Annotated in this window: 20 protein-coding genes; 12 read left to right on the top strand and 8 right to left on the bottom strand. The window is 73.5% G+C overall.

The window, feature by feature from the left end; all coding sequences use genetic code 11:
* Positions 1-63 precede the first annotated feature (63 nt).
* Together ACIPPS_RS04795 and ACIPPS_RS04790 are read right to left on the bottom strand one after the other, a co-directional pair.
* The gene (locus tag ACIPPS_RS04795; RefSeq protein WP_401426834.1) at positions 64-1,635 is read right to left on the bottom strand and encodes a M23 family metallopeptidase; all 1,572 of its coding nucleotides are present in this window, start codon (positions 1,633-1,635) and stop codon (positions 64-66) included.
* Positions 1,636-1,919: 284 nt separating this feature from the next.
* Positions 1,920-2,750: an esterase/lipase family protein gene (locus ACIPPS_RS04790; RefSeq protein WP_401426832.1), complete on the bottom strand. Its 831-nt coding sequence runs from the start codon at positions 2,748-2,750 to the stop codon at positions 1,920-1,922.
* Between the two features lie 302 nt (positions 2,751-3,052).
* Here ACIPPS_RS04790 and ACIPPS_RS04785 point away from each other — a divergent pair, with 302 nt between their 5' ends.
* On the top strand, positions 3,053-3,460 hold the full coding sequence (locus ACIPPS_RS04785) for a cobalamin B12-binding domain-containing protein (RefSeq protein WP_401426830.1): 408 nt from the start codon (positions 3,053-3,055) through the stop codon (positions 3,458-3,460).
* 220 nt (positions 3,461-3,680) lie between these two features.
* Here the strand turns inward: ACIPPS_RS04785 and ACIPPS_RS04780 are convergent, their stop codons facing one another.
* Both ACIPPS_RS04780 and ACIPPS_RS04775 read right to left on the bottom strand, forming a co-directional pair.
* A complete protein-coding gene (locus ACIPPS_RS04780; RefSeq protein ID WP_401426827.1) occupies positions 3,681-5,285 on the bottom strand; it encodes a DUF5691 domain-containing protein in 1,605 nt (534 codons plus the stop codon).
* A 66-nt stretch (positions 5,286-5,351) separates the two neighbouring features.
* On the bottom strand, positions 5,352-6,722 hold the full coding sequence (locus tag ACIPPS_RS04775; protein ID WP_401426825.1) for an SWIM zinc finger family protein: 1,371 nt from the start codon (positions 6,720-6,722) through the stop codon (positions 5,352-5,354).
* A gap of 143 nt (positions 6,723-6,865) precedes the next feature.
* Here ACIPPS_RS04775 and ACIPPS_RS04770 point away from each other — a divergent pair, with 143 nt between their 5' ends.
* Positions 6,866-7,279, top strand: coding sequence for a hypothetical protein (locus ACIPPS_RS04770; protein ID WP_401426822.1), 414 nt, complete (start codon positions 6,866-6,868; stop codon positions 7,277-7,279).
* A gap of 110 nt (positions 7,280-7,389) precedes the next feature.
* A complete protein-coding gene (locus ACIPPS_RS04765) occupies positions 7,390-8,559 on the top strand; it encodes an AAA family ATPase (RefSeq protein ID WP_401426820.1) in 1,170 nt (389 codons plus the stop codon).
* Here the strand turns inward: ACIPPS_RS04765 and ACIPPS_RS04760 are convergent.
* Positions 8,471-9,100 (bottom strand): hypothetical protein, encoded by a 630-nt coding sequence (locus ACIPPS_RS04760; protein ID WP_401427237.1) that lies wholly within the window; start codon positions 9,098-9,100, stop codon positions 8,471-8,473. The two genes, ACIPPS_RS04765 and ACIPPS_RS04760, sit on opposite strands and share 89 nt — an antisense overlap.
* Positions 9,101-9,146: 46 nt before the next feature.
* Between ACIPPS_RS04760 and ACIPPS_RS04755 the strand changes: the two genes are divergently transcribed.
* The 4 genes from ACIPPS_RS04755 to sucD all read left to right on the top strand — a co-directional run bounded on the left by ACIPPS_RS04755 (position 9,147) and on the right by sucD (position 15,266).
* Complete coding sequence (locus ACIPPS_RS04755) at positions 9,147-11,444, top strand: DUF5682 family protein (protein WP_401427224.1); 2,298 nt, start codon at positions 9,147-9,149, stop codon at positions 11,442-11,444.
* A gap of 203 nt (positions 11,445-11,647) precedes the next feature.
* The gene (locus tag ACIPPS_RS04750; RefSeq protein ID WP_401427222.1) at positions 11,648-12,805 is read left to right on the top strand and encodes a VWA domain-containing protein; all 1,158 of its coding nucleotides are present in this window, start codon (positions 11,648-11,650) and stop codon (positions 12,803-12,805) included.
* A 377-nt stretch (positions 12,806-13,182) separates the two neighbouring features.
* Positions 13,183-14,361, top strand: a complete 1,179-nt coding sequence (gene sucC, locus ACIPPS_RS04745; protein WP_401426817.1) for an ADP-forming succinate--CoA ligase subunit beta — start codon at positions 13,183-13,185, stop codon at positions 14,359-14,361.
* A gap of 20 nt (positions 14,362-14,381) precedes the next feature.
* Positions 14,382-15,266 carry a succinate--CoA ligase subunit alpha gene (gene sucD, locus ACIPPS_RS04740; RefSeq protein ID WP_401426815.1) on the top strand — a complete coding sequence of 295 codons (885 nt, stop codon included), beginning with the start codon at positions 14,382-14,384 and terminating at the stop codon, positions 15,264-15,266.
* 344 nt (positions 15,267-15,610) lie between these two features.
* Here the strand turns inward: sucD and ACIPPS_RS04735 are convergent, their stop codons facing one another.
* Complete coding sequence (locus ACIPPS_RS04735; RefSeq protein WP_401426812.1) at positions 15,611-17,203, bottom strand: sigma factor-like helix-turn-helix DNA-binding protein; 1,593 nt, start codon at positions 17,201-17,203, stop codon at positions 15,611-15,613.
* A 131-nt stretch (positions 17,204-17,334) separates the two neighbouring features.
* Here ACIPPS_RS04735 and ACIPPS_RS04730 point away from each other — a divergent pair, with 131 nt between their 5' ends.
* A complete protein-coding gene (locus tag ACIPPS_RS04730; protein ID WP_401426810.1) occupies positions 17,335-19,170 on the top strand; it encodes a DUF6350 family protein in 1,836 nt (611 codons plus the stop codon).
* 12 nt (positions 19,171-19,182) lie between these two features.
* On the opposite strand, the gene ACIPPS_RS04725 is transcribed toward ACIPPS_RS04730, so the two are convergent.
* The gene (locus ACIPPS_RS04725) at positions 19,183-19,965 is read right to left on the bottom strand and encodes a hypothetical protein (RefSeq protein WP_401426807.1); all 783 of its coding nucleotides are present in this window, start codon (positions 19,963-19,965) and stop codon (positions 19,183-19,185) included.
* A 243-nt stretch (positions 19,966-20,208) separates the two neighbouring features.
* Here ACIPPS_RS04725 and purN point away from each other — a divergent pair, with 243 nt between their 5' ends.
* The 3 genes from purN to ACIPPS_RS04710 all read left to right on the top strand — a co-directional run bounded on the left by purN (position 20,209) and on the right by ACIPPS_RS04710 (position 24,111).
* The gene (gene purN, locus ACIPPS_RS04720; protein ID WP_401426804.1) at positions 20,209-20,832 is read left to right on the top strand and encodes a phosphoribosylglycinamide formyltransferase; all 624 of its coding nucleotides are present in this window, start codon (positions 20,209-20,211) and stop codon (positions 20,830-20,832) included.
* Positions 20,829-22,415, top strand: coding sequence for a bifunctional phosphoribosylaminoimidazolecarboxamide formyltransferase/IMP cyclohydrolase (purH, locus tag ACIPPS_RS04715; RefSeq protein ID WP_401426802.1), 1,587 nt, complete (start codon positions 20,829-20,831; stop codon positions 22,413-22,415). The genes purN and purH overlap by 4 nt, the downstream gene beginning before the upstream one ends.
* 244 nt (positions 22,416-22,659) lie before the next feature.
* A complete protein-coding gene (locus tag ACIPPS_RS04710) occupies positions 22,660-24,111 on the top strand; it encodes a DUF2079 domain-containing protein (RefSeq protein WP_401426800.1) in 1,452 nt (483 codons plus the stop codon).
* Positions 24,112-24,238: 127 nt separating this feature from the next.
* Here ACIPPS_RS04710 and ACIPPS_RS04705 read toward each other — a convergent pair whose 3' ends face one another.
* Positions 24,239-24,823, bottom strand: a complete 585-nt coding sequence (locus ACIPPS_RS04705; RefSeq protein ID WP_401426797.1) for a hypothetical protein — start codon at positions 24,821-24,823, stop codon at positions 24,239-24,241.
* Between the two features lie 279 nt (positions 24,824-25,102).
* Here ACIPPS_RS04705 and ACIPPS_RS04700 point away from each other — a divergent pair, with 279 nt between their 5' ends.
* Positions 25,103-25,963 carry a bifunctional methylenetetrahydrofolate dehydrogenase/methenyltetrahydrofolate cyclohydrolase gene (locus ACIPPS_RS04700; protein WP_401426794.1) on the top strand — a complete coding sequence of 287 codons (861 nt, stop codon included), beginning with the start codon at positions 25,103-25,105 and terminating at the stop codon, positions 25,961-25,963.

Genomic DNA, 25,963 nt, shown 5'->3' with positions numbered 1-25,963 from the left:
CACGGGAGAGGGGCCCCGGCTTCGGCCGGGGCCCTCTCATGCGTCGTGTGCCCGCGGCGGACGTCAGCCCGTCGGGTTGAGGCCGTGGCTGCGCAGCCACGCCTCGGGGTCGATCGCCGCGCCGCCGCCGGGACGGACCTCGAAGTGGAGGTGCGGGCCGGTGGAGTTGCCCGAGTTGCCCGAGTACGCGATGACGTCACCGGCCTGGACCTTGCCCGAGCGGATCTTGGTGCTGCTCAGGTGGCAGTACCAGGTCTCGGTGCCGTCGGGCGCGGTCACGATCGCCATGTTGCCGTAGGCGGAGTTGTACTGGGTGCGGACGGTGCCGTCGGTCGCCGCCATCACCTTCGTGCCGTACTGGACGGGGAAGTCGATGCCGGTGTGCACGGACATCCAGTTGACGCCCGCCTGGCCGTAGCTCGCGCTGAGCTGGTGCAGCTTCACCGGCAGCGCGAACTTGGGGCGCATCGCCTCCTTGCGGGCCGCCTCCTCCTCGCGCTTCTTCCGCTCGGCCTCCTGGCGCGCCTTGAGGTCGATGCGCTCCTGGGTGCGGCTGGCACGGTCGCCGAAGTCGCGGGCGTCGGCGCTCAGCGCGGCGAGCTGGGTGTCCAGCTCGTTGTTGGCGGCGACCGGCTTCACCGACGCCGGGTCGGCGGCGGCGAGCGCCGTGGTGTCGTCCTTGGTGGTGGCGGCCGGATCCGTCAGCCCGCCGACCGAGGCGGCGGCGATCCCGGCGACGCCCATGACGCAGGCGGACGGGACGGCGACGGTCAGCAGCGCGGAGCGCTTGGCGGGCGTACGGCGCCGGCCTCGGCTGCCACCGGAGGAGCGGCGCACGGGGCGGCCGACGGTGGTGGCGGACCCGGTGGCGGCCGGAGACTCCGTGAGGGTCTCGGCGGCCGACTCCTCGTGGTCGTACTCGTACTCGCGGTCGTGCCGGGGCTCGTGGCCGTGCTCGTACGAGCTGTCGCCTTCGTACGGGGCGTCGCCTTCATGGGCGGCGGTCTGCTCGAACGGGGCCTGCTCGTACGCGGTCTCCCGATACGCGCCGTCCTCGTACGCGCCGTCCTCGTACGCGCCGCTCTCGTACGCGCCGCTCTCGTACGCGCCGCTCTCGTACGCGCCGCTCTCGTACGTCGTGTCCTCGTACGTCTTCTCCTCGTACGCGGCGGGCTGCTCGGCCTGCTGCTCGGGGATGAAGTCGTAGCCGTACTCAGGGGTGTACTGCTGCGGAACGACGGGCTCGGAGACCAGGACGTCCTGCTGCGGCGCGGCGTAGTTCCAGGCGGTGGCGTCGAAGGTACCCGTCTCGAAGGAGGGGGTCGTCCACTGGCCCGTGGTGTCGTACGAAGCGACGCGCGCGGTCTCGTACTGGCCGGTCTGCTGCGCCTCGTTCCAGGCGGAGGCGTCCCACTGGCCGGTCGCGTCGTACGGCGTGGTGTCGTACTGCCCGGTGGCACCGTACGCGGCGGCGTCCCACTGCTGGCCGCCGTTCCACTGCGTGCTGTCGTACTGGCCGCTGTGACCGGCGTCGTAGCCGCCCGGGAGGGCGCCGAAGAGCGGGTCGGTGGCGAAGCTGCCGGTGCTGTGGGCGTCGTCTCCGACGTACCCGGCGTGGGGGTGCTGGTCGTTCACCAACTTCTCTCTCGCCTCGGCGGCAGGACCAGTCCGGGGCGGGCCCGATGAGGGTGTCCCGGGGTTGAAGCAGTGGCGCGACTGTACCCGGCGGTATGCGCAAGCGACAATCTTCCGAGGGTTTTGGGTCCACAGGAAACGGGCAATCGGCCGTGTTTCGGTGGCCTCGGGGCAGAGCTTTGGCCCTGTGTTCGACGAACGTTCGAAGAACGGCCACCTTCTGGCGGGCCGTCAGACGTCCCGGATTCGTCTGCGGCTCACGCCACGGAGGCTTCGTCTGCGGCTCAGGCCACGGAGGCGGCTCCCGGCTCGGCGGCGGCCCCGTCGTCGGCGTCCAGTGCCTCGCGGATCCCCGCCGCCACGGTCGGGTGCACGGGCAGGGCGAGATGGCCGATGCCGCTGACCTGGACGTTGTGCACCCGCAGATCGGCGTGGTCGAGCCGGGCCGTCTCCACGGGGACCATCACCTGGTCCAGGTCGCTCCAGAAGCTGACGCAGCGCGTCCGGCAGCCGGCGGCGGGCTCGGCGAGCTCCAGAATGACGTCAGAGCCGGGACGCATCTGGCGTACGAGGGGATGGGCGCCGGCCCAGGGCGCGGCGGTGGTGCCGGCGTGCGGCGTGCCGAGCATGACGAGCGTGCGCACCCGCGTGTCACCGCCCAGGCGCTGCACGTAATAACGGGCGATGAGGCCACCGAGGCTGTGCCCGACGAGGTCGACCTCGTGGTGGCCGGTGCGGGCGCAGAGCCGCTCGACGTGCCGACCGAGGAGCTCGGCGGCCGCGCGCAGGTCGAAGGTGAGCGGAGAGTAGTTGAAGGACTCCACAGGGCGACGGCCGTGACGGAGGAGGGAGCGGCGCAGCAGGACGAAGACGGAGCGGTTGTCGACGAAGCCGTGCAGGAGGACCACGGGGCGGCCTGCCCCGTTGGCGGGCTTCGGGCGCGGGCTCGGGCTCGTGTCGCCGTCGTCGTCGGCGTCGGCGTCGGCCGGAGCGGGTCCGGGGCGCTCGGCGACGATGCCCGAGGGGTAGAGGATCAGGTGGCCGGTGAAGATCGCCAGCTCTAGAGCGTTGGCCTTGAGTGCAGTGGTGACCTTGGTGAGCCTGCTGAGCCCCATCGGCGACCTCCGAACGCGGCACGCGGGCGCCGCACGGCAGTGCCGTGTGCCGTATGTCCGGCCCGGCGGCTGCGGGCCGGACATACGGCTACCCCGTAGCGGCTCCCTTTGCGCCGAACCCCGGTCTCGCGGCTGGTGGGCCCAGGAGGTGGGCCCGGGGAGGGTCCGGCGCACAGCGAACATGTCCCACGTGTGATTTCCCCCTCGGAGCCCTCCGCGAAACAGCTGCGTGCGGGATGCTGGCGATAACGTTCGTTCACCTCCCCGGCAACGAGGCGCGGGGGTCGCATGTGGAGGCAGAGATGGGTGTGACCGGTCCGATCCGCGTGGTGGTGGCCAAGCCGGGTCTCGACGGCCACGATCGCGGGGCCAAGGTGATCGCGCGGGCGCTGCGTGACGCCGGTATGGAGGTCATCTACACGGGGCTGCACCAGACCCCCGAGCAGATCGTGGACACGGCGATCCAGGAGGACGCCGACGCGATCGGCCTGTCGATCCTCTCGGGTGCGCACAACACGCTCTTCGTGAAGGTCCTGGAGCTGCTGAAGGAGCGCGACGCGGAGGACATCAAGGTCTTCGGCGGCGGCATCATCCCGGAGGCGGACATCGCGCCGCTGAAGGAGAAGGGCGTGGCGGAGATCTTCACGCCGGGCGCGACGACGACGTCGATCGTCGCTTGGGTGAACGCGAACGTGCGCGTCGCCGCGTAGCCCCAGGGGTTGCGCGTGGCCGCCACGGGGTGCGTAGCCCGCGCACGCTGCGTAGCCGCCACGGTTGTGTAGCCCGGGCACGCTGCGTAGCCGCCTCGAGCCTGGGCTCGCTCGGGGAGGTGGCGGCCTTGGAGAGGGGGCGGCTCGGGGGCGGGCAGGCTCAGGCGGGGTCGGCTCGGGGCGGGGGCTCGGCTCCCGGCGGGGTCGGGCCGGGGTGGGGTCAGTTCGGCGGTGGGGTCAGTTCCGCTTGCATCCGGGCTCTCAGGCGCAGGGTGGAGACCAGGCGCTGGAACGCCTCCGACCAGTAGCCACCGGCTCCCGGGGACGCGTCCTCGGGTTCCGCGGTGAGAGCGGTGAGGGACTCCAGCTGGGAAGCCGCCGCCGGGGAGAGACACCGCTCCGCGAGGCCCATCACCCCGCTGAAGCTCCAGGGGTAACTGCCCGCGTCCCGGGCGATGTCCAAGGCGTCGATCACCGCGCCGCCCAGCGGCTCCGACCAGGGCACCGTGCAGACGCCGAGGAGCTGGAAGGCCTCCGACAGGCCGTGCGCCGCGATGAACGAGGCGACCCAGCGGGCCCGTTCCTCGTCCGGGAGCGTCGACAGCAACTGCGCCCGTTCCGCGAGGGACGACGTGCCCGGGCCCGTCGCCGGCGGGGCGGCCGGGGAGCCGAGCAGTGCCCGCGACCACGGCGCGTCCCGCTGGCGGACGGCCGCGCGGCACCACGCCGCGTGCAGCTCCGCCTCCCAGTCGTCCGCGACCGGCAGCGCCACGATCTCCTCGGGCGAGCGTCCCCCGAACCTCGCGAGCCAGCACGACAGCGGCGCAGAGTCGACGAGTCTGCCCAGCCACCAGGACCGCTCGCCCCGGCCGGTCGGCGGGGTGGCGACGACCCCGTCCCGCTGCATCCCCGCGTCGCACTCGTGCGGCGCCTCGACCACGATCGTCGCGCCCCCTTCCGTACGGTCCAGGGACACGCAGGACGCCGCACGTTCCGCCATCCGGTCGGCGAGCGCCGAACCGGGCAGGGCGCAGAGCAGTTCGGCGGCGGTCGAGCGGACGTTACGGCTGCGGTCGGACAGGGCCTCCTCCAGGAACTCCTCGTCCGCGCATGAGAGTCCGGCCCGCAGCGAGTCCAGGAACATCAGCCGGTCCTCGGCCCGCTCGGACGCCCAGGTGGACCGCAGCAGGGCCAGCGCCGCCGCCGGGTCCTCGGTCCGTACGGCGGTGAGCAGGGCGACCCGCTCGGCGAACAGGCCTTCGTCCCACAGGGCCTTGACCGCCTCGTCGTCCCCGGGGTCGGGGAGCGCGGCGCCGCTGCCCGCGCCGCGCAGGGCGAACCTCCAGTCCGGGTTGAGCCGCGCCAGCCACAGGCCACGCGGTCCGGCGAGGGTGAGTGCCTGGGGCCGGAGGTCCGTACGGGCGCGGGCGGCGTCGAGCAGGGCGGGCAGCGCGGACGCCGGCGCGCGGTAGCCGTGGTCGTTGGCGGCGGCGAGCCACTGGGGGAGCAGCTCGGCGAGGTCGGGCGCGGCGCCGCGCCGGCCGCCGGACGGGGCGGGGGCGGCCCGGCCCGCCAGGAGCTGACCGAGCCTGCTCCGTGCCGCCTCGGGCAGCGGTCGGCGCGGGTCGTCCGGGGCGCGCTCGGGCGCCGTGGCGGCGGGCCCGGGCCGCAGGCCCGCCCTTCTCCGCACGGTGTGCAGCGCGGCGGCGTCGAGCAGGGCTACGGGAGCGCTGCCGGGGCCCGCTCCGGAGGAGGGGGTGAGCGCGGGCGGGCGGCGGTCCGTGCCGAGCAGCGCCGACGTGACGAGTTCTTCCCAGGCGTCCATGGGGCCTCCAGGTCGTCGTACCGATCGAGGTTCGGGCGTACGAGGTTCAGGCGTTCCGAGCGAGGTTCAGTGGAGCGGGACCGTCTCGCCCGGGGCGTCGGCCGACCAGGCGGCCAGCGGGGTGAACCCGCGGTGGCCGCACTCCCCGAAGACCGAGACCGGGCCGCCCCCGGAGAGTGCGACCAGCCGCCACAGGCCGGGCCGCCCGAGCGCGGCACCGGTCAGCGGCAGGGCCTCGCCCGCACCGTCCGGCCCGGGCGAGGCGTCGGCGAGCTGCCAGCCGTGCTCCGTCGGTATCGGTACGACGTCGGAGAGCGTGACCGGCCAGGAGTCCAGCCACGGGTCCTCCCGCAGCGCGAGGCCGTACGCCGTGAGCGCGTCGCCGACCGTGCCGCCGGCGGGCGGGGTGTCCAGCGGGGACGGGGTGGCGGACTGCTCGGTCAGCTCCGCACGGAGCGCCCCCGCGCCCGCGTGGAGGGTGAGCGCGGCGTCGACCACCATGCCGACGGGCAGAGCCAGTTGCGGGGCGCGGCCGACCGCTCCGAAGGAGAGGAGCAGCGCCGTGCGCCCGGTGGTCCGGCCGTGCAGCCAGATCCGGCGGGTCGTCAGCTTGCCGTCGCCCGTTTCGTACTGGGCGAGGACCAGCCACTGGTCCCGGACCGAAGGGCCCTCGGCGGGTGTGGTCAGGCCCACCCGGGTCCGCACCGTCGCCGCGAGCGGGCCGGGGAGCCGGTCGGCGGAGAGCCAGGCCCGGTCGAGGAGATGCGTCAGCGCGCACTCCTCCAGGAGCCGGACCGGCCAGCCGGGCCCCGAGCCCGGTATGGCCCCCAACTCCCGCACCCGGCCCGCCAGCCCGGGCGCCTGGGCGTCGACCATGCGGGCCGCCGTCTCCTCCCACAGGGCGTACCCCGCCTGCTCCGCCGCGGCCAGGCCGCCGCGCAGCAGGTCGGCGAGGCGCTGCTCCAACTCCTCGGCCCCCGAGGTGATCCGGGCCGAGCGCCGCTCCGCCCTGCGCCGGGCGGCCTCCGGATCGGCGGTGGGGGCCGGCCCCGTCCCCTCCGCGCCGCGCGTGCGGGCGGCGGCGGCGCGCTCGCGTCTGCCCGCCAGCCATGTCGCCGCCCAGTCGGGCACCTCGGCGCCCGCGGCGAAGACCTCCGTGTCCCCGGCCCGGAGCAGCAGCAGCCCGAGCGCGTGCTTGCACGGGAACTTCCGGCTGGGGCAACTGCATGAGTACGCCGGGCCCGTGGTGTCGACGACCGTCCGGTACGGCGTGCTGCCGCTGCCCCGGCACAGCCCCCAGACGGCCCCCTCGCCGCCGCTGCCCGTACCGGACCACGGCCCGGCCGTGCCGAGCTTGCTCCCCGCTCTGCGCGAGGCGTCGTCAGGAGCCAGTGCCAGCACCTGATCCGCCGTCCAGCGCACCCCCTGTGTGTCCATGCCCTCGACGTTAGGGGGCGCCACTGACAACGGACTTGACCTGCCTTTTCGAAGTCATGAGCTGTCCGCGTGGGACATTTGACTTTGCCTGCTCTTTACGATTGTCTGCCGAAACCGACCACAGATCTCTCAGGGGGACCCCCATGAAGCGCACCATCCGCACCGCCGTCGCGACGCTCGCCGTCACCGGCCTGGCGCTCGGTCTCGGCGCCTGTTCCGAGGCCGCGAACAAGGCCGCCGACCAGGTCGACAAGGCGGTGAGCGACACCTACCAGGTCACCTACGAGGTCACCGGCAAGGGCATCGAGTCGATCCAGTTCCACGGCGGCAGCGGTTCGGCCATGGAGCCGAAGCTGGAGACCGAGACGAAGCCGACCACCCCGTGGAAGAAGACGGTGACGCTGAAGGGGATCATGCCGCCGGCCGTCATGCCGATGGCGCTCAACCCGGCCGACCTCACCTGCAAGGTCATCCACGAGGGCAAGGTCATCAAGGAGGCGAAGGGACAGGACGCGATGGCCGGAGGGTGCGTCGCGGTCTCCCCGATCGCCGGCTGACGCCCCCGCGCGGAGCCGGAGTTCGCCGCTGACCTGCGGCTGAGGCCGACTGTCAGTGGCATGGTGCACGGTGGAACCCACATCAGGTCGAACGATCTGGAGGGGGATCCATGACCGTGTCCGAAACCATCGCGAACGCCCTGCCCGGTGCCGGAAGCGGCACCGCGGCGGGCGGCCCGGCGCCCGCCGCGGACCTCGGACCCGAGGTACTGCGGCCACACGCCGAACACGCCTTCGCGGACGAACTCAAGGCGCTCGCCGCCGCCGACGACCGGCCGCGGCCCGCCCGCTGGCAGCTGTCGCCGTGGGCCGTCGCCACCTACCTCCTCGGCGGGACGCTCCCCGACGGCACGGTGATCACACCGAAGTACGTCGGGCCGCGCCGGATCGTCGAGGTCGCCGTCACCACGCTCGCCACCGACCGGGCGCTGCTGCTGCTCGGAGTGCCGGGCACCGCCAAGACCTGGGTGTCCGAGCACCTCGCCGCCGCCGTCAGCGGCGACTCCACGCTGCTGGTGCAGGGCACGGCGGGGACCCCCGAGGAGGCGATCCGGTACGGCTGGAACTACGCCCGGCTGCTCGCCCACGGCCCCAGCCGGGACGCGCTCGTGCCCAGCCCGGTCATGCGTGCCATGTCCGAGGGGCTGACCGCCCGCGTCGAGGAACTCACCCGCATCCCCGCCGACGTGCAGGACACGCTGATCACGATCCTGTCCGAGAAGACCCTGCCCATCCCGGAGTTGGGGCAGGAAGCGCAGGCGGTACGGGGCTTCAACCTGATCGCGACCGCCAACGACCGGGACCGGGGGGTCAACGACCTGTCCAGCGCGTTGCGGCGCCGCTTCAACACGGTCGTGCTGCCGCTGCCCGCGACACCGGAGGCGGAGGTCGACATCGTCGCGCGCCGCGTCGACCAGATCGGGCGCTCCCTGGACCTGCCGGCCGTGCCGGAGGGTGTGGAGGAGATCCGACGGGTCGTCACCGTCTTCCGCGAGCTGCGCGACGGGGTCACGGCGGACGGCCGCACCAAGCTCAAGTCCCCCTCGGGGACGCTCTCCACGGCCGAGGCGATCTCCGTCGTCACCGGCGGCCTCGCTCTCTCCGCGCACTTCGGGGACGGCGTCCTGCGCCCCGCCGACGTCGCCGCGGGCATCCTCGGCGCGGTCATCCGCGACCCGGCGGCGGACCGCGTCATCTGGCAGGAGTACCTGGAGACGGTCGTCCGGGAGAGAGACGACTGGAAGGACTTCTACCGCGCCTGCCGCGAGGTGAGCGCATGACGGCCCGCTCGGCGAACTCGGCCCGCTCGGCGAACTCGGGGCTCACGGTGAACTCGGGGCTCACGGTGAACTCGGGGCTCACGGTGAACTCGGGCCGGTCGACCGGCTCGGCGAGCGCGGTCGGCTCTGGCCTGTCGACCGGCTCGGCGAGCGCGGCCGGCTCTGGCCTGTCGACCGGCTCGGCCAGCGAGGGCCTCTGGGCCAGCTCGGCGAGCTTGGGCCTCTCTGCGATCTCCGCGAGCGCGGGCCTCTCGGCGAGTTCGGCCGGCTCGGGCCTCTCGGCGAGCTCGGCGGGCTCGGGCCTGTCGACCCGCTCGGCGAGCGCGGGCCTCGCGGCCGCATCGGCCCTCCCGGCCAGCTCGGCGAGTTCGACCTGCTCGGCCGGCTCGGCCTCTCCGACCCGCTCGACCGGCTCGGCCTCTCCGACCCGCTCGGCCGGCTCGGCCTCTCCGACCCGCTCGGCCGGCTCGGCCTCTCCGACCCTCCCGGCCAGTTCGGTCTCGCCGACCCGTTCGGTCTCGACGACCGGGACTGCGCCCACGGGGGCGCAGTCCGCCCGGGGCGTCGGGTTTCGGCCCGGTGGGCCCCTGTTTCTGGGCGTGCGGCATCACGGGCCCGGGTCGGCTCGGGCCGTGGAGGGGGCCTTGGAGGTGCGGCGGCCCGCCGTTGTGCTCGTCGAGGGGCCGCCCGAGGCCGACGGGATCCTCGCGCTCGCCGGGGACGACGGGATGCGGCCGCCGGTCGCGCTGCTCGGCCACGCGGTGGACGACCCCGGGCGCGCCGCGTTCTGGCCCTTCGCCGAGTTCTCGCCCGAGTGGGTGGCGATCCGCTGGGCCCTCGCCCACGGCGCCGCCGTCCGGTTCATCGACCTGCCCGCCGCGCACACCCTCGCCGCCACCGACCCCACCTGGGGCGACGGCGAGGAGGACGAGCCCGAGGCCGACCAGGGCCTGCGCATCGACCCGATCGGCGAACTCGCGCGTGCCGCGGGTTACGACGACCCCGAGCGCTGGTGGGAGGACACGGTCGAACTGCGCGGCGCGGCCGACCCGATCGCCCCGTTCGAGGCGCTCGCCGACGCCATGGGCGCCCTCCGCGAGGCGTACGGCCACGGCGGACACGCCCGCGACCTGGTCCGCGAGGCGTACATGCGGCTCCAACTCCGCGCCGCGCGCAAAGAGTTCGGGGACGACGTGGCCGTCGTCTGCGGCGCCTGGCACGTCCCCGCGCTGACCCGCGCGACGACCGCCACCGCCGACCGCGCCCTGCTCAAGGGGCTGCCCAAGGTGAAGACCGAGATGACGTGGGTGCCCTGGACCCACCGCCGCCTCGCCCGCCGCTCCGGCTACGGCGCCGGCATCGACGCCCCCGGCTGGTACGCACACCTCTTCGCCGCCCCCGACCGCCCGATCGAGCGCTGGATGACCAAGGTCGCCGGCCTCCTCAGGGCGGAGGACACCTTCGTCTCCTCCGCCCACGTCATCGAGGCCGTCCGCCTCGCGGAGACCCTCGCCGCGATGCGCGGCCGGCCGCTCGCCGGGCTCGGTGAGACCACCGACGCCGTGCGCGCCGTGATGTGCGACGGCTCCGACCTCCCCCTCGACCTGGTGCGCGACCGCCTCGTCGTCGGCGACGTCCTCGGCGAGGTCCCCGACACCGCCCCCGCCGTCCCCCTCCAACGCGACCTCGCCCGGCTCCAGCGCAGCCTGCGCCTCAAGCCGGAGGCACAGGAGCGCGCGCTCGAACTCGACCTGCGCAAGGAGAACGACGCCACCCGCAGCCGCCTCCTCCACCGCCTGCGGCTGCTCGGCGTCGACTGGGGCACACCCGTCGCAGGACGGGGCAGCACCGGCACCTTCCAGGAGAGCTGGCGGCTGCGCTGGCAGCCCGAACTGCACGTCCGGGTCGCCGAGGCCGGTGTCTGGGGCACCACCGTCGGGTCCGCCGCCGTCGCCAAGGCCGAGGCCCGCGCCTTGGAAGCCACCGCGCTCGCCGACGTCACCGCCCTCGCCGAGCAGTGCCTGCTCGCCGGACTCGGCGCTGCCCTGCCCGTCGTCATGACCGCCCTCGCCGACCGCGCCGCGCTCGACACCGACGTCGCGCACCTCGCCCAGGCGCTCCCCGCGCTGGCCCGCTCCCTGCGCTACGGAGACGTCCGCGCCACCGACACCGCCGCGCTCGGCGAGGTCGCGGCCGGGCTCGCCGAGCGGATCTGCGTCGGCCTCCCACCCGCCTGCGCCGGCCTCGACACCGACGCCGCCGCCGAGATGCGCGGCCACCTCGACGCCGTGCACGGCGCGCTCCCCCTGCTCCCCGACGCCACCGGCACGCTCACCCGCTGGACCGGCGTCCTGCACGGACTCTCCGCCCGCGACAGCGTGCCGGGCACCATCCGGGGCCGGGCCGCCCGAATCCTCCTCGACGAGGGTCGCCTCGACGAAGGGGAGGCCGCGCGGCTCATGGGCCTCGCCCTCTCGCCCGGCACCCCGCCCGCCGACGCCGCCGCCTGGATCGAGGGCTTCGTCGGCGGCGCCTCCGGCGGAGGCATGCTCCTCGTCCACGACGAACGGCTGCTCGCCCTCGTCGACGCCTGGCTGACGAGCGTGTCGGCGGACGCGTTCACCGACGTCCTGCCCCTGCTGCGCCGCACCTTCTCCGCGTACGAACCGGGCGTGCGCCGCACCCTCGGCGAGCTGGTGGCCCGCGGCCCGTCCGCCTCCGCCGCGCGCCGTACGGACGCCGTCCTACCCGGCTTCGGCGCGACGCTCGACGAGGAGCGGGCCGACGGGGTCCTGCCGCTGCTCACGCTCATCCTGCGAGCGACGGACCCGGAGACCGACCCGGAGACCGACCCGAAGACACACCTCGTGGGAGCGGACCGATGAACGCACCGAACGGAACGGTCGACACGACCCCAGACGACGGCTCGACCGCACACGACGGCTGGACCGCACACGACGGCACGACCACACACCACCGCCCGGTCGCGCGCGCCGACACGACCCCAGACGACGGCTCGACCCCACACGACGGCACGACCACACACCACCGCCCGGTCGCGCGCGACGAGCGCCTTCGTCGCTGGCGCATGGTCCTCGGCGGCGGCGAGGCCGACGGCACCGGCTGCGCCCTCACCGGCACGGACGCCGCCATGGACGGAGCCCTGACCGCGCTCTACGGCAAGGGCGACGGCCGGACCGGCGGCCGCCGCGCCGACAACCGCCCCGCCGGAAGCGACCGGTCCGCCGGGCTCGGCGCCTCCGCGCCCTCCGTCGCCCGCTGGCTCGGGGACATCAGGACGTACTTCCCCAGCTCCGTCGTCCAGGTCATGCAGCGCGACGCCATCGACCGCCTCGGGCTCGCCACGCTCCTCCTGGAGCCCGAGATGCTGGAGGCCGTCGAGGCCGACGTGCACCTCGTCGGCACGCTGCTCTCCCTCAACAAGGTCATGCCCGAGACGACCAAGGAGACCGCCCGAGCCGTCGTCCGCAAGGTCGTCGACGACCTGGAGAAGCGCCTCGCCACCCGCACCCGCGCCACGCTCACCGGCGCGCTCGACCGCTCCGCCCGGATCAGCCGCCCCCGCCACCGGGACATCGACTGGGACCGCACCATCCGCGCCAACCTCAAGAACTATCTGCCCGAGCACCGCACGGTCGTCCCCGAGCGCCTCATCGGCTACGGCCGCGCCGCCCAGTCGGTCAAGAAGGACGTCGTCCTCTGCATCGACCAGTCCGGCTCCATGGCGGCCTCGGTCGTCTACGCCTCCGTGTTCGGCGCGGTCCTCGCCTCCATGCGGGCCATCGCCACCCGGCTCGTCGTCTTCGACACGGCCGTCGTCGACCTGACCGACCAGCTCGACGATCCGGTCGACGTCCTCTTCGGCACCCAGCTGGGCGGCGGCACCGACATCAACCGGGCCCTCGCGTACTGCCAGGCCCGGATCACCCGCCCGGCCGACACCGTCGTCGTCCTCATCAGCGACCTCTACGAAGGGGGCATCCGCGACGAGATGCTGAAGCGGGTCGCCGCGATGAAGGCGTCCGGGGTGCAGTTCGTCGCCCTGCTCGCCCTCTCCGACGAGGGCGCCCCCGCCTACGACCGCGAGCACGCGGCGGCCCTCGCCGCCCTCGGCGCGCCCGCTTTCGCCTGCACCCCCGACCTCTTCCCGGAGGTGATGGCGGCGGCGATCGAGAAGCGCCCGCTGCCGGTGCCGGACACCGCCGGGGGCCTGCGGAATCCGTAGCCGCAGAGCCGCACGGGAGGGCGCCCCCGGGCGCACTGAGGCTCATATCACAGCGCGGCCGTCCGGTTCCTCACTTCGGGGCCGGGCGGGTCGTGAGACAGCCGGAGCCCCTTTCCCACCTGTGCCGAGGGCGCCGAGGTCACCGGCCCGGTCCTCCACGGACCGCCCCCGTACCCCTACGATCTGTGACCCGTATCACCGCTCCGGTGTGACCTGCGATTTAGGGACCCACGTCCTGCGGGGATAACCTGCGGGACGGACATGCCGCGTCCACGGACACCGTGTACGCCTCCCTTGTGACAGCGCAGTCACGTTGCCCTTCGCGGCACGCCCACGCAGACAACGAACCGCGATCATCAGAAAAGGGACGGACGCGCGTGGACCTGTTCGAGTACCAGGCGAGGGACCTCTTCGCCAAGCACGGTGTACCGGTGCTGGCCGGTGAAGTCATCGACACGCCTGAGGCGGCGCGCGAGGCCACCGAGCGTCTTGGCGGCAAGTCGGTCGTCAAGGCGCAGGTGAAGGTCGGCGGCCGCGGCAAGGCCGGCGGCGTGAAGCTGGCCGCCACCCCGGACGAGGCCGTCGCCCGCGCGACGGACATCCTCGGGATGGACATCAAGGGCCACACGGTCCACAAGGTGATGATCGCGGAGACCGCTCCGGAGATCCTCGAGGAGTACTACGTCTCGTACCTCCTCGACCGCACCAACCGCACCTTCCTCGCCATGGCCTCCGTGGCCGGTGGCATGGACATCGAGGAGGTCGCCGCGACGACCCCCGAGAAGCTCGCGAAGGTGCCGGTCAACGCCGTCGACGGCGTGACCATCGAGAAGGCCCGCGAGATCGTCGCCCAGGCGCAGTTCCCGGCCGAGGTCGCCGAGAAGGTCGCCGAGGTCATGGTCACCCTGTGGGACACCTTCGTCGCCGAGGACGCGCTCCTCGTCGAGGTGAACCCGCTGGCCAAGGTCGCCTCCGGCGACATCCTGGCCCTGGACGGCAAGGTGTCCCTGGACGCCAACGCCGACTTCCGCCAGCCGGAGCACGAGGCGCTCGAGGACAAGGACGCAGCCAACCCGCTCGAGGCTGCTGCCAAGGCCAAGAACCTCAACTACGTCAAGCTGGACGGCGAGGTCGGCATCATCGGCAACGGCGCCGGTCTGGTCATGTCGACCCTGGACGTCGTCGCGTACGCCGGTGAGAACCACGGCGGCGTGAAGCCGGCCAACTTCCTCGACATCGGTGGCGGCGCCTCCGCCGAGGTCATGGCGAACGGCCTGGAGATCATCCTGGGCGACCCGGACGTCAAGTCCGTGTTCGTCAACGTCTTCGGTGGCATCACCGCCTGTGACGAGGTCGCCAACGGCATCGTCCAGGCCCTGGAGCTCCTCGCCTCCAAGGGCGAAGAGGTCACCAAGCCGCTGGTCGTGCGCCTCGACGGCAACAACGCGGAGCTGGGTCGCAAGATCCTGTCGGACGCGAACCACCCGCTGGTGCAGCGTGTGGACACCATGGACGGCGCGGCCGACAAGGCCGCCGAGCTCGCGGCTGCGAAGTAAGGGACGAGGTCAAGCACACCATGGCTATCTTCCTCACCAAGGACAGCAAGGTCATCGTCCAGGGCATGACCGGTGCCACGGGCATGAAGCACACCAAGCTCATGCTGGGTGACGGCACCAACATCGTCGGTGGCGTGAACCCGCGCAAGGCCGGCACGACCGTCGACTTCGACGGCACCGAGGTCCCGGTCTTCGGCTCCGTCGCCGAGGCGATGGAGAAGACGGGCGCGGACGTCTCCGTCCTCTTCGTCCCGCCGGCCTTCGCCAAGGCCGCCGTGGTCGAGGCGATCGACGCCGAGATCCCGCTGGCCGTCGTCATCACCGAGGGCATCGCCGTCCACGACTCCGCCGCCTTCTGGGCGTACGCGCAGTCGAAGGGCAACAAGACCCGCATCATCGGCCCGAACTGCCCCGGTCTCATCACCCCGGGCCAGTCCAACGCCGGCATCATCCCGGGCGACATCACGAAGCCGGGCCGCATCGGCCTGGTCTCGAAGTCCGGCACGCTGACGTACCAGATGATGTACGAGCTCCGTGACATCGGCTTCTCGTCCGCCGTCGGCATCGGTGGCGACCCGGTCATCGGCACCACGCACATCGACGCCCTGGCGGCGTTCGAGGCCGACCCCGACACCGACCTGATCGTCATGATCGGTGAGATCGGCGGCGACGCCGAGGAGCGTGCGGCGGACTTCATCGCGTCGAGCGTCACCAAGCCGGTCGTCGGCTACGTCGCGGGCTTCACCGCGCCCGAGGGCAAGACCATGGGCCACGCCGGCGCCATCGTCTCCGGCTCCTCCGGCACCGCCCAGGCGAAGAAGGAGGCCCTCGAGGCCGCCGGCGTCAAGGTCGGCAAGACGCCGACCGAGACGGCCAAGCTGGCGCGCGCCATCCTCGCGGGCTGACGCAGCGTCTCAACCGCACAGGTGGGCCCCGCCCCCTCCCGGGAAACCGGGCGGGGGCGGGGCCCACTCGCGTCCGCGCGGAGCGGAATGGGCTCCCGCCGTACGAGCCCGTCGCGCGAGCCCGCCGCACGTGCCCGCCGTACGAGCCCGTCGCGCGAGCCCGCCGTACGAGCCCGCCGTACGAGCCCGTCGCGCGAGCCCGCCGTACGAGCCCGCCGTACGAGCCCGCCGTACGAGCCCGTCGCGCGAGCCCGTCGCACGCGCCCGCTGTACGCGCCCGCCCGCAGGCTCCCGTCGCACGCGCCCGCCCGCAGGTTTCCGCCGTACGCGCCCCGCTCCCGCCGCTAGTGCGGGGCGGGGACCAGTCGCTCCGGGCCGTGGTGGGGCTGGGAGCGGAGGGTGTCGCGCAGCCGCACGTCCTGCGGCGTCAGCTTCGGCGAGCCACCGCGCTCGGGCACGCCGATGACGGACTCGCCGGGGTGGATCACCGGCAGGTACTGCGTCGGCGCGGTCGCGACGGTGAAGGCCGTCGCCCCGATGAGCGCCGCCGTCACGCCGAGCACCGCCCGCGTCCACAGCCGCGCGCGCCGGTCGCTGCCCGACCGTACGGTCCGGGCGTCCGCGAGCGTCGCCGTCGGCGCCTCCGCGACCAGAGAGGCCAGCCGTCGCTGGAGGGCCTCGGGGTCGGCCAGCTCGGGCACGCGCTCGGCGATGACGGTGCGGGCGTGCAGCAGGCGGTTGGCGGCGGCGGGGGTGCTCGCCTCGGTCTCGGCCGCCGTGTCGGGCAGGTCGAGGCCGAGCCCGTCGTAGAGCAGGACGGTACGGCGGTACGGCGGCGGCAGTTCGAGCAGCGCCGCGAGCAGGTTCCGCCGGCCGGCCTCGGTCGGCGGGGCGTCGGGGTGCTTGTGGCTGCGGCGCAGTCGGTGCCAGGGGGAGAGCGCGTACTCGTACGCCGCCGCCCGCACCCAGCCCACCGGATCCCGGTCGACCGCGACCTCCGGCCAGTGCTCCCAGGCGTGGTGGAAGGCGTGCTCGACGGACTCCCGGGAGAGCCGACGGCGGCCGGTGAGCAGATACGTCTGGTGGACGAGCCCGGGCGCCGCGTGCGCGTAGAGGGCGTCGAAGGCCTGCTCCGGGGTGAGCGGGAGCTCGACGGGTTCGGCCGACGCCTGGGGCGCGGCAAGTTCGGGGTCCGGTTCGGGCTCGTGGGAGGCCCGCTCCCGCGTGGGCGCGGGTGAGGTCTCCACCGATTCCCGTCTCTCCAGGGGCTGTTGGGCACCCGAAGCGCCTGCCCGCACCGGGCGCGGGGCCTGCTGACCGGGGTCGGACACGGTGTCGGTGTCGGTGTCGGTGTCGGTGCCGGTGCCGGTGCCGGAAGCGGAGCCCGAGCCCGAGCCCGAGCCCGGGGCCGGGCCCGAGTCCGAGGCAGAGCCGGAGTGGGAACCCGACGCTGGCTGGTCCGAGCTGAGGCCCGTGCCTGAGCCGATGCCGAGGGCCGCCGCCGCAGGGGCCTTGGGAGGCTTCGCGGCGCGCTTCGTCGCGGCTCTTGGGCGGGTGTTCGCGGACGGCTTGCCGGCGGTGGGCTTCGCGGCGAGCGGCCTCGCGGGCTCGGCAGACTCCCGCTCTCGCTCTCGCCCCCGCTTCCGTGCCCGCTCCCGGGACCGTGCCTTCTCCTGCTCCTGCTCCTGGTCCTGCTCACGCTCCTGATGGAGCATCGGCGCGGGCTGGGGCTCGTCGGGCGTGGAACCGGGTGCGTCCTCGGACTCGTACGCGCCGATCAGTTTGGCGTAGGCGTCCTGCTTGCGCCCACGGGGTGTGGTGCGACCGGTCTCCCAGGACCTGACCGTGGCCCGCGTGACCCCCATGGCCTCTGCGACCTGGTCCTCGGTCAGTCCTTTGGCTTCGCGCAGTCTGCGCCGCTCTTTGGGAGAGGGCATGGACCGGTTCATCGGCGACTACCTCCCGCAGGGCAGCTCCGGGCGGAAAAGTACATAAACGTATCTTGAGCGACACAACGGCGTTTTGCCTGTTACGTGAGAAAAGCGCGTGTCGTTGGCAGCATGGGCGCGTGACCCAACTGACCGAGCACACCCCCTCGTTTCCGGCCGAGCCGCTGGTCCGGGGCGGCCGGTCCGCCGCCGTCGCGGCCGCCTTCGTGCGCGGCGGGGTCGCGGCGGGGCTCGGACTCGGGGCGCTCGCGGTCCTGGTGACGGCGGCCTGGATCAGCTCGCCGTATCCCGACAGCGGTCCCGGCGAGGCCCTGCACACGGCGGCGGGGCTGTGGTTGCTCGCCCACGGCGTGGACCTGATCCGCACGGACACGCTCTCGGGCGCGCCCGCGCCGCTCGGGGTCGCCCCGTTGCTGCTCATGGCGCTGCCGGCCTGGCTGGTGCACCGGGCGGCGCGGGACACGCTGGAGCCGTACATGGAGGAGACCGACGACTCCGCGGCAGCCAGGACGGCAGCCGGGACGGCCGCGAGGGCGGCAGCCGGGACGGCAGCCAGGACGGCAGCCGGGACGGCCGCGAGGGCGGCAGCCGGGACGGCAGCGGGGATGGCGGCCGTGGCGGCCGTCTGCGGCGGGTACCTGCTGGTCGCGGCCGCTGTCGTGCTCTACGCGGCGAGCGGTTCGCTCCCCGCCGACCTGGCGAGCGCCGGTCTGTGGCTGCCCCTGACCCTGGCCGTCTCCGCGGGGCTCGGCGTGTGGACGGCGGCCGGGCGGCCCCTCCCGCGGCAGGAGCAGGCGGCCGTGGCCCTGCGCTCGGCGGGACCGGCGCTGGTGGTCCTCTCGGCCGGTGGGGCGGCGGTGTTCGGCGCCTCGCTGGTCTGGCACGCGGCCGCCGCGCAGGAGTCGTACGCCGGGCTCACGGGGGAGTGGTGGGGGCGCGTGACGGTCCTGCTGCTGGCCGCCGCGCTGGTGCCGAACGCGGCGGTGTGGGGGACCTCGTACGGTCTCGGGCCCGGGTTCGCGCTCGGTACGGGCGCCTCGGCCACCCCGCTGGGCGTCACCGGGACCGCGGCCCTCCCGCCCTTCCCGCTCCTGGCGGCCCTGCCCGGCGAGGGGCCGGGCGGCTGGGTGCACGGGGCCGCCGCGGCGGTCCCGCTCGTGGCGGCCGTGGTCCTCGGCGCGGGAGTCGGCCGGTCGGCGCGGTCCTGGACGGGCCGGGAGGCGGCGCTTACGGCCCTGCTCGGCGCCTGGGCGTGCGGCGTGGTGACGGCCCTGCTCACGGCGGCCGCCGGTGGTCCGCTCGGCTCGGGGCGGCTCGCGGCGTTCGGCCCCGTGTGGTGGCAGACCGGGGCGGCGGCGGTGCTGTGGTGCGGGGCGGTGGGGGTACCGGCGGCCCTGGGCGTACGGGCCTGGGGCCTGCGCGGCAGGAAGCAGGCGCCCGAGCCGACGGCGACGCCCCACGCGCGGATCCCTGTCCCGGTCCCGGCCCCGGACCTGCCCCCGGGCCCCGCACCGGCACCGGCACCGGCCGCGATCCCGGCCCCGTCCGGCGCTCCGTCCCGGCCGCCCTCGTTCCGGCCCTCGTTCCGGCCCTCGTTCCGGATGCCGTTCCGGCTGCCGTTCCGGCCCTCGTTCCGGGCCCCGGAGGAGTCCCAGCCGCAGAAGGCCCCCGGACCGCTGCCCGGCATCGCGGACGCGAACGACGGGGCGAGCGAGAACGGGGGCGAGGGTGCCGTCGGGGGCGGGTACGGCTACGGCTATGCGTACGACGAGGCCGGCTTCGAGCCGTACGACTTCCTCCCGGCGGCCTGGGAACGGACGCCGCCGCCCCTCGTGACGCCGCCGCCCCCGGTGACACCGCCGCCCCTCGTGACGCCGCCGCACCCGGTGACGCCGCCGCCCCCGGTGACGCCGGGGGATCCGGCGGCTCCGGGGGCGGAGGGCGACGACGCGTAGGGCGGCCGGCGCCTACTCCCGTACGCCGAAGATGTCCCGCAGGGGCTCCGGCAGCAGCTCGTTGCAGGCAAGCTGGCCCGACTTGGTCAGGGCGTCGTCCGCGCAGGTGTAGAAGTCGCGGTAGACCATCTGGATGGTGAAGCTGCCCGCGACGATCAGCAGGGACAGCGCCGCCGCGATCAGACCGCTCACCGCCGCCGTGCGCTGCGTCCGGGCGGCCAGGTTGGAGCCGGACCCCGTCCGGGCGGGCGGCTGCGGAGCGGACGGGCTCTCCACCTGCCCACGGACCATCGCCTGTCCCGCCTGTCCCGCCTGTCCCTGCGCCTCAGCGGCAGCGGCAGTGGCGGCGGTCTGCGCGCCCTGCGCCTTCGGCTTGGCGCGCAGGGCGCTGATCGCCCAGTACAGACCCAGGGCGCCCAGCAGCAGCGCCAGCTCCTGGATCTCGAAGAGGGCGAAGAAGAAGGCCCACATGCCCGCGAGCAGCGAGTACCGCGCCCGTCGCTGCATCGGGTCCTTGGGGTCCCACTTGGGCCCCGGCTCCTTGCCCTGGCCGTCCGGACCGGAGGGGCGCTCCGGGCGGCGGCCGAAACCGTCGGAGGAGCGGCCGGGCTGGCGGGGGCTCCAGCGGCCTCCGGAGCGCCCGGAACCGTCGGAGCCGTCGGAGGGCCCGGACGACCCGGACGACGCGTCGTCGCCCGAGCCCTCCGGCCGCCGCGGCTGCCACGGCTGGTCCGGCTGCCCCTCGGGCGGCGGCGCGAACGGATTGTTGTCGTCCGTGGACTGGCGTTCCGGCATCTGCTGAACGTCTTCCCTCTGTCGTCGCCACTGCGGTCGCAACTGCTGTCGCGATCGCTGTCTCAACTGCTGTCTCAACTGTTGTCGAACCCCGACGCTACCCCCCGGCCGCGCCCCCGTCCCGTGGGGGCCTTCCGGTGTGCCGGTATCGTTGCTGACGGTCGGGCCCTTCGTAGGGTTCCCCGTATGCAGAGGCACGATTCGTTCGTGCGACCCTACAAACACCACGGAAAGAGTGACCCAGTGGCCGCCGCCCGCCTCGTCGTCCTGGTCTCCGGCTCCGGCACCAACCTCCAGGCCCTCCTCGACGCGATCGCCGCCGACCCCGCCGGCCCCGAAGGGTACGGCGCCGAGATCGTCGCCGTCGGCGCCGACCGCGACAACATCGCCGGTCTGGAGCGGGCCGAGCGCGCCGGGCTCCCCACCTTCGTCTGCCGGGTGAAGGACCACGGGTCGCGCGAGGAGTGGGACCGCGCCCTGACCGAGGCCACCGCCGCGTACGAGCCCGACCTCGTCGTCTCGGCCGGCTTCATGAAGATCGTCGGCAAGGAGTTCCTCGGCCGCTTCGACGGCCGGGTCGTCAACACCCACCCGGCGCTGCTGCCCAGTTTTCCCGGTGCCCATGGAGTGCGGGACGCACTCGCGTACGGCGCGAAGGTCACCGGATGCACCGTCCACTTCGTCGACGACGGCGTCGACACCGGACCGATCATCGCCCAGGGCGTGGTCGAGGTCCGGGACGAGGACGATGAAGCCGCTCTCCATGAGCGCATCAAGGAAGTCGAGCGTTCGCTGCTCGTCGAGGTCGTGGGGCGTCTGGCCCGGCACGGCTACCGCATTGAGGGACGAAAGGTAACAATCCCGTGACCGCCGAAGGTACGAAGCGCCCCATCCGCCGCGCACTCGTCAGCGTCTACGACAAGACCGGCCTTGAGGAGCTGGCCCGCGGCCTGCACGAGGCGGGTGTCGCCCTCGTCTCCACCGGCTCCACCGCCTCGAAGATCGCCGCGGCCGGCGTCCCGGTCACCAAGGTCGAGGAGCTCACCGGCTTCCCCGAGTGCCTGGACGGTCGGGTCAAGACCCTCCACCCGCGCGTGCACGCCGGAATCCTCGCCGACCTGCGTCTGGAGGACCACCGCAACCAGCTCGCCGAGCTGGGCGTCGAGCCCTTCGACCTGGTGGTCGTGAACCTGTACCCGTTCAAGGAGACCGTCGCCTCCGGCGCGACCCCCGACGAGTGCGTCGAGCAGATCGACATCGGCGGCCCGTCGATGGTCCGCGCCGCCGCCAAGAACCACCCGTCGGTCGCCGTGGTCACCAGCCCGGAGCGGTACGCCGACGTCCTCGCGGCGGCCCGTGAGGGCGGTTTCGAGCTCGCCACCCGCAAGCGTCTGGCGGCGGAGGCCTTCCAGCACACCGCCGCGTACGACGTGGCGGTCGCGTCCTGGTTCGCCGCCGACTACGCCGCCGCGGACACCGTGTCGGACAGCGGCTCCGCCGCGGGTGACTTCCCGGACTTCCTGGGCGCCACCTACGAGCGCTCCAACGTGCTGCGCTACGGCGAGAACCCGCACCAGGGCGCCGCGCTCTACGTCGACGGCACCGGCGGCCTCGCCGAGGCCGAGCAGCTGCACGGCAAGGAGATGTCGTACAACAACTACACGGACACCGACGCCGCGCGCCGGGCCGCGTACGACCACACCGAACCCTGCGTCGCGATCATCAAGCACGCCAACCCGTGCGGCATCGCCGTCGGTGCGGACGTCGCCGAGGCGCACCGCAAGGCGCACGCCTGTGACCCGCTGTCGGCGTTCGGCGGCGTGATCGCCGTCAACCGGCCGGTCTCCGTCGCGATGGCCGAGCAGGTGGCCGAGATCTTCACCGAGGTCGTCGTCGCCCCCGGTTACGAGGACGGCGCCGTCGAGGTCCTCGCGAAGAAGAAGAACATCCGCGTCCTGCGGGCCGAGGGCGCCCCGGCCAACCCGGTCGAGGTCAAGCCGATCGACGGCGGCGCGCTCCTCCAGGTCACCGACCGCCTCCAGGCCGACGGCGACGACCCGGCGAACTGGACCCTGGCGGCGGGCGACGCCCTCTCCGAGGCGGAGCTGGCCGAGCTCGCCTTCGCCTGGAAGGCCTGCCGCGCGGTCAAGTCCAACGCGATCCTGCTCGCCAAGGACGGCGCCTCGGTCGGCGTCGGCATGGGCCAGGTCAACCGCGTCGACTCCGCGAAGCTCGCGGTCGAGCGCGCGGGCGAGGAGCGGGCGCGCGGCTCGTACGCGGCCTCGGACGCCTTCTTCCCGTTCCCCGACGGCCTGGAGATCCTCACGGCGGCGGGCGTGAAGGCGGTCGTGCAGCCGGGCGGCTCGGTGCGGGACGAGCAGGTCGTCGAGGCGGCGACGAAGGCCGGCGTGACGATGTACTTCACGGGCACGCGCCACTTCTTCCACTGAGCGGCGAACGAGGACGCTCGCCACTTCTTCCACTGAGCGGCGAGTGAGGAACGGACGGCCCGCCGGTACGTGACGTACCGGCGGGCCGTCCGCCCGTCCGCCCGTCCGCCCGTCCGCCGCCGCCCGATTCGCGGGCCCGTCCGTTTCGGGCTGTGGGGCCGCCCGGTTTCGGCCTGTGGGACCGCCCGGAGCGCTCTGGTCTAATGGATTGCTCTTTTGTCGGCGGCTTGCAGGTGGGGGCGCGGTGTTGGATGTACAGAACGGGGTGGCGGAGACCACCGCCCCGGAGACCGGCCGCGCCGGACCGCCCCGGAGCGGACTCGCCGAGGCGCCCCTGGGGCCGTACGCCCTGGTGGCGGGCGTGCTCTGCGCGCTCTACTTCCTCTACTCCTGGGTCCAGTACGCGCACTTCCGTACGCCCTCCTGGGACCTCGGGATCTTCAACCAGGCCGTCCGGGCCTACGCCGAGTTCCGGGCGCCGATCGTCGACATCAAGGGCCCCGGCTTCCTCATACTCGGGGACCACTTCAGTCCCGTGACGGCGCTCCTCGCGCCCCTGTACTGGATCTGGTCCTCCCCGCTCGCGCTCCTCTTCGCGCAGGCCGCGCTCTTCGCGGCCTCCGCCGCCGTCGTCGGACGCACGGCCCACCAGGTGCTCGGCAGCCGCGCCGCGGGCCTCGGGCTCGCCCTCGCCTACGGCCTGTCCTGGGGCCTCCAGGAGGCGGTCAAGTCCGACTTCCACGAGATCGCCTTCGCCGTGCCGATGCTCGCGCTGACCTGCCGCGCCCTGCTCCTCGGGCGCTGGGCCGCCGCCGTCGCCTGGTCCGCGCCCCTGGTCCTGGTCAAGGAGGACATGGGGCTCACCGTCGCCATGGTCGGCGCGGTGCTCTTCCTCAAGGGCCAGAAGCGGCTCGGCGCGGCCCTCGCCTCCTTCGGAGCCGCGTTCTTCGCGCTCACGGTCCTGGTCCTGATCCCGGCGGCGAGCCGGGTCGGCCAGTACGACTACTGGGCCAAGATCGAGAAGTCGAACGAGGGCGCCGAGGTCTCCTTCGTGCAGGTGCTGCTCGGTTCGCTCGGCTCCGACGTGAAGTGGGAGATGGTCTTCTTCCTCGTCGGCATCACCGGCTTCCTCGCGCTGCGCTCCCCGCTGATGCTGCTGGTGCTGCCCACGCTCGGCTGGCGCTTCCTCTCCCAGGACCCGAACCACTGGGGGATGATCTGGCACTACAGCGCCATCCTGATGCCGATCGTCTTCCTCGCCCTGGTCGACGCCGTCCGCACCGTCCGCACCTCGCCGCGCGCGTGGCTCGTGGCGTACGGCAGGGTCGTCGTCCCGGTCGTCACGGCCGTCGCGATCGTGATCGCCCTCGACCTGCCGCTGCGGGAGCTGCTGCGCTCGGAGACGTACCGTACGGACGCCCGGACGCTGGAGGCCCGGCAGGCGGTCGACGCGGTGCCGACGGGGGCGAGCGTGGAGACGAACGTCCCGCTGATGGCCCACCTCACCGCCGACCGGAAGGTCTACTGGGTGGGCGGGGCGCAGGGCGTCAGCCCCGACTACCTCGCGCTCGACCTCTCCTCGGGCTGGTCCCAGCCGGTGACCGACCCGGTGCGGCTGGCGTCGCAGCTGCACCCGGAGGTGCGGTACGAGGTGTCCGCGCGGACGGGACAGTTCGTGGTGCTCAAGCGGAGCTGATCCGGCTGATCCGCTCCGGGCAGGCCGGGGGTATGCCGAAGGGGCCCGGTTCCGAGAGCGGAACCGGGCCCCTTCGGCATGGCCGAGGCAGGCGATCAGGCGATCACCTGATCAGGCGATCAGGTGATCAGTACTGCTGCTTCTGGCGGTTGAACCAGGCCGCGCCGTCCGCCTTCGCCACGAAGACGATGATCAGGACGCCCAGCGCGAGGCTGATGATGCCCACGGGCAGCGAGAAGATGCTGAAGAGCACCATGAACGAGGCGTAGACGATGGTGCAGACGCGAACGCCGCTGCCACCCGTCTTGAACTTGGCGGCGAGCACCATGCCCAGCGCGCCGATGATCAGGGAGAAGATCCCGACGCCGATCATCAGGCCCTGGCCCAGGTCGGCGAAGGCGTCCGCCTCGGCCGACGAGGTGCCGGAGTTCGCGAGCTCGCTGTCGAGGGTGAACGAGAGGCCGATGACGGCGAACGCGCCGAGCACGTTGAGGGCGCTCATGATCCAGAGGATCACGCGGGCCGACTTCACACCGCCCGGCATCTCCATCGTCGCCCCCGGGTAGCCGCCGGCGCCGTACGGCTGCTGGATCGGGGGAGCCTGCGGGTAGCCGTAGCCGGGCTGCTGACCCTGCTGCTGGGGGTAGCCGTAGCCCGGCTGCTGCCCCTGCGGCTGCTGGCCATAGGGGTTGTTCGGTTCGCCGAAGCTCATCGCGGGTTCCTCCGTTGGTCTGTGCGGGGACGACGCGGCCCGCGACGGAGGAGCTTTCACACCTTATGAGCGATTTGCCCCCCGGCACTGCCCGCGGCAGTTCGCCGACATCGTCGTCGCACCGTCGACTTTTTGTCCAGTCGATACGCAGCGCGTTGTGCGAGTGCAACCTTCCCGCGAAGCGTTCCCGCCGCCCGCGTGCCGCCCCCGTGCCGCCCGCGTGCCGTCCGCGCGGGGCCGAATTGGAACTAGCGAGGGGTCATCCGGGAGGATGGGCCCATGAGCGCCCAGATTCTCGATGGCAAGGCCACCGCAGCCGCGATCAAGACCGAACTGGCCGTCCGCGTGGCGGCCCTCAAGGAGCAGGGCGTCACGCCCGGCCTCGGCACGATCCTGGTCGGCGACGACCCGGGCAGCCAGAAGTACGTCGCGGGCAAGCACCGCGACTGCGCGCAGGTCGGCATCGCCTCGATCCAGCGCGAACTGCCCGCGACCGCCACGCAGGAGGAGATCGAGGCGGTCGTACGGGAGCTCAACGAGGACCCCGCCTGCACCGGTTACATCGTCCAGCTCCCGCTGCCCAAGGGGATCGACGAGAACCGCGTCCTGGAGCTGATGGACCCGGCCAAGGACGCCGACGGCCTGCACCCGACGAACCTGGGCCGGCTCGTGCTGAACGAGCCGGCGCCGCTGCCGTGCACCCCCAACGGCATCATCACCCTGCTGCGCAACCACGGCGTGGAGATCAACGGCGCGGAGGTCGTGGTCGTCGGCCGCGGCGTCACGATCGGCCGCCCCATGCCGTTGCTGCTCACGCGGCGCTCGGAGAACGCGACGGTGACGCAGTGCCACACCGGTACGCGCGACCTCGCCGGGCACCTGCGGCGGGCGGACATCATCGTCGCGGCGGCGGGCGTGCCGCACCTGATCAAGCCGGAGGACGTGAAGGCGGGCGCGGCCATCCTGGACGTCGGCGTCTCGCGCGACGGCGAGGGCAAGATCGTCGGTGACGTGCATCCGGGGGTGAGCGAGGTCGCGGGCTGGATCTCCCCGAACCCCGGCGGCGTGGGCCCGATGACCCGCGCGCAGCTGCTCGTCAACGTCGTCGAGGCCGCCGAGCGCGCGGCCGCGGCCCTCTGA

The organism is Streptomyces sp. NPDC090127, assembly GCF_044746945.1.
Classification (GTDB): Bacteria; Actinomycetota; Actinomycetes; order Streptomycetales; family Streptomycetaceae; genus Streptomyces.
The sequence above is the reverse complement of the archived record's forward strand: the minus strand, read 5'-3'. Positions and strand labels throughout refer to the sequence as shown.

Excerpts from the sequence above, each read along its gene's own strand:
- ACIPPS_RS04750 (WP_401427222.1), top strand. The coding sequence starts at position 11,648 with ATGGTCCTCGGCGGCGGCGAGGCCGACGGCACCGGCTGCGCCCTCACC.
- ACIPPS_RS04785 (WP_401426830.1), top strand. The coding sequence starts at position 3,053 with ATGGGTGTGACCGGTCCGATCCGCGTGGTGGTGGCCAAGCCGGGTCTC.
- ACIPPS_RS04700 (WP_401426794.1), top strand. The coding sequence starts at position 25,103 with ATGAGCGCCCAGATTCTCGATGGCAAGGCCACCGCAGCCGCGATCAAG.
- ACIPPS_RS04765 (WP_401426820.1), top strand. The coding sequence starts at position 7,390 with ATGACCGTGTCCGAAACCATCGCGAACGCCCTGCCCGGTGCCGGAAGC.
- ACIPPS_RS04725 (WP_401426807.1), bottom strand. The coding sequence starts at position 19,965 with ATGCCGGAACGCCAGTCCACGGACGACAACAATCCGTTCGCGCCGCCG.
- ACIPPS_RS04775 (WP_401426825.1), bottom strand. The coding sequence starts at position 6,722 with ATGGACACACAGGGGGTGCGCTGGACGGCGGATCAGGTGCTGGCACTG.
- ACIPPS_RS04770 (WP_401426822.1), top strand. The coding sequence starts at position 6,866 with ATGAAGCGCACCATCCGCACCGCCGTCGCGACGCTCGCCGTCACCGGC.
- ACIPPS_RS04705 (WP_401426797.1), bottom strand. The coding sequence starts at position 24,823 with ATGAGCTTCGGCGAACCGAACAACCCCTATGGCCAGCAGCCGCAGGGG.
- ACIPPS_RS04780 (WP_401426827.1), bottom strand. The coding sequence starts at position 5,285 with ATGGACGCCTGGGAAGAACTCGTCACGTCGGCGCTGCTCGGCACGGAC.
- sucD (WP_401426815.1), top strand. The coding sequence starts at position 14,382 with ATGGCTATCTTCCTCACCAAGGACAGCAAGGTCATCGTCCAGGGCATG.
- ACIPPS_RS04735 (WP_401426812.1), bottom strand. The coding sequence starts at position 17,203 with ATGCCCTCTCCCAAAGAGCGGCGCAGACTGCGCGAAGCCAAAGGACTG.
- ACIPPS_RS04790 (WP_401426832.1), bottom strand. The coding sequence starts at position 2,750 with ATGGGGCTCAGCAGGCTCACCAAGGTCACCACTGCACTCAAGGCCAAC.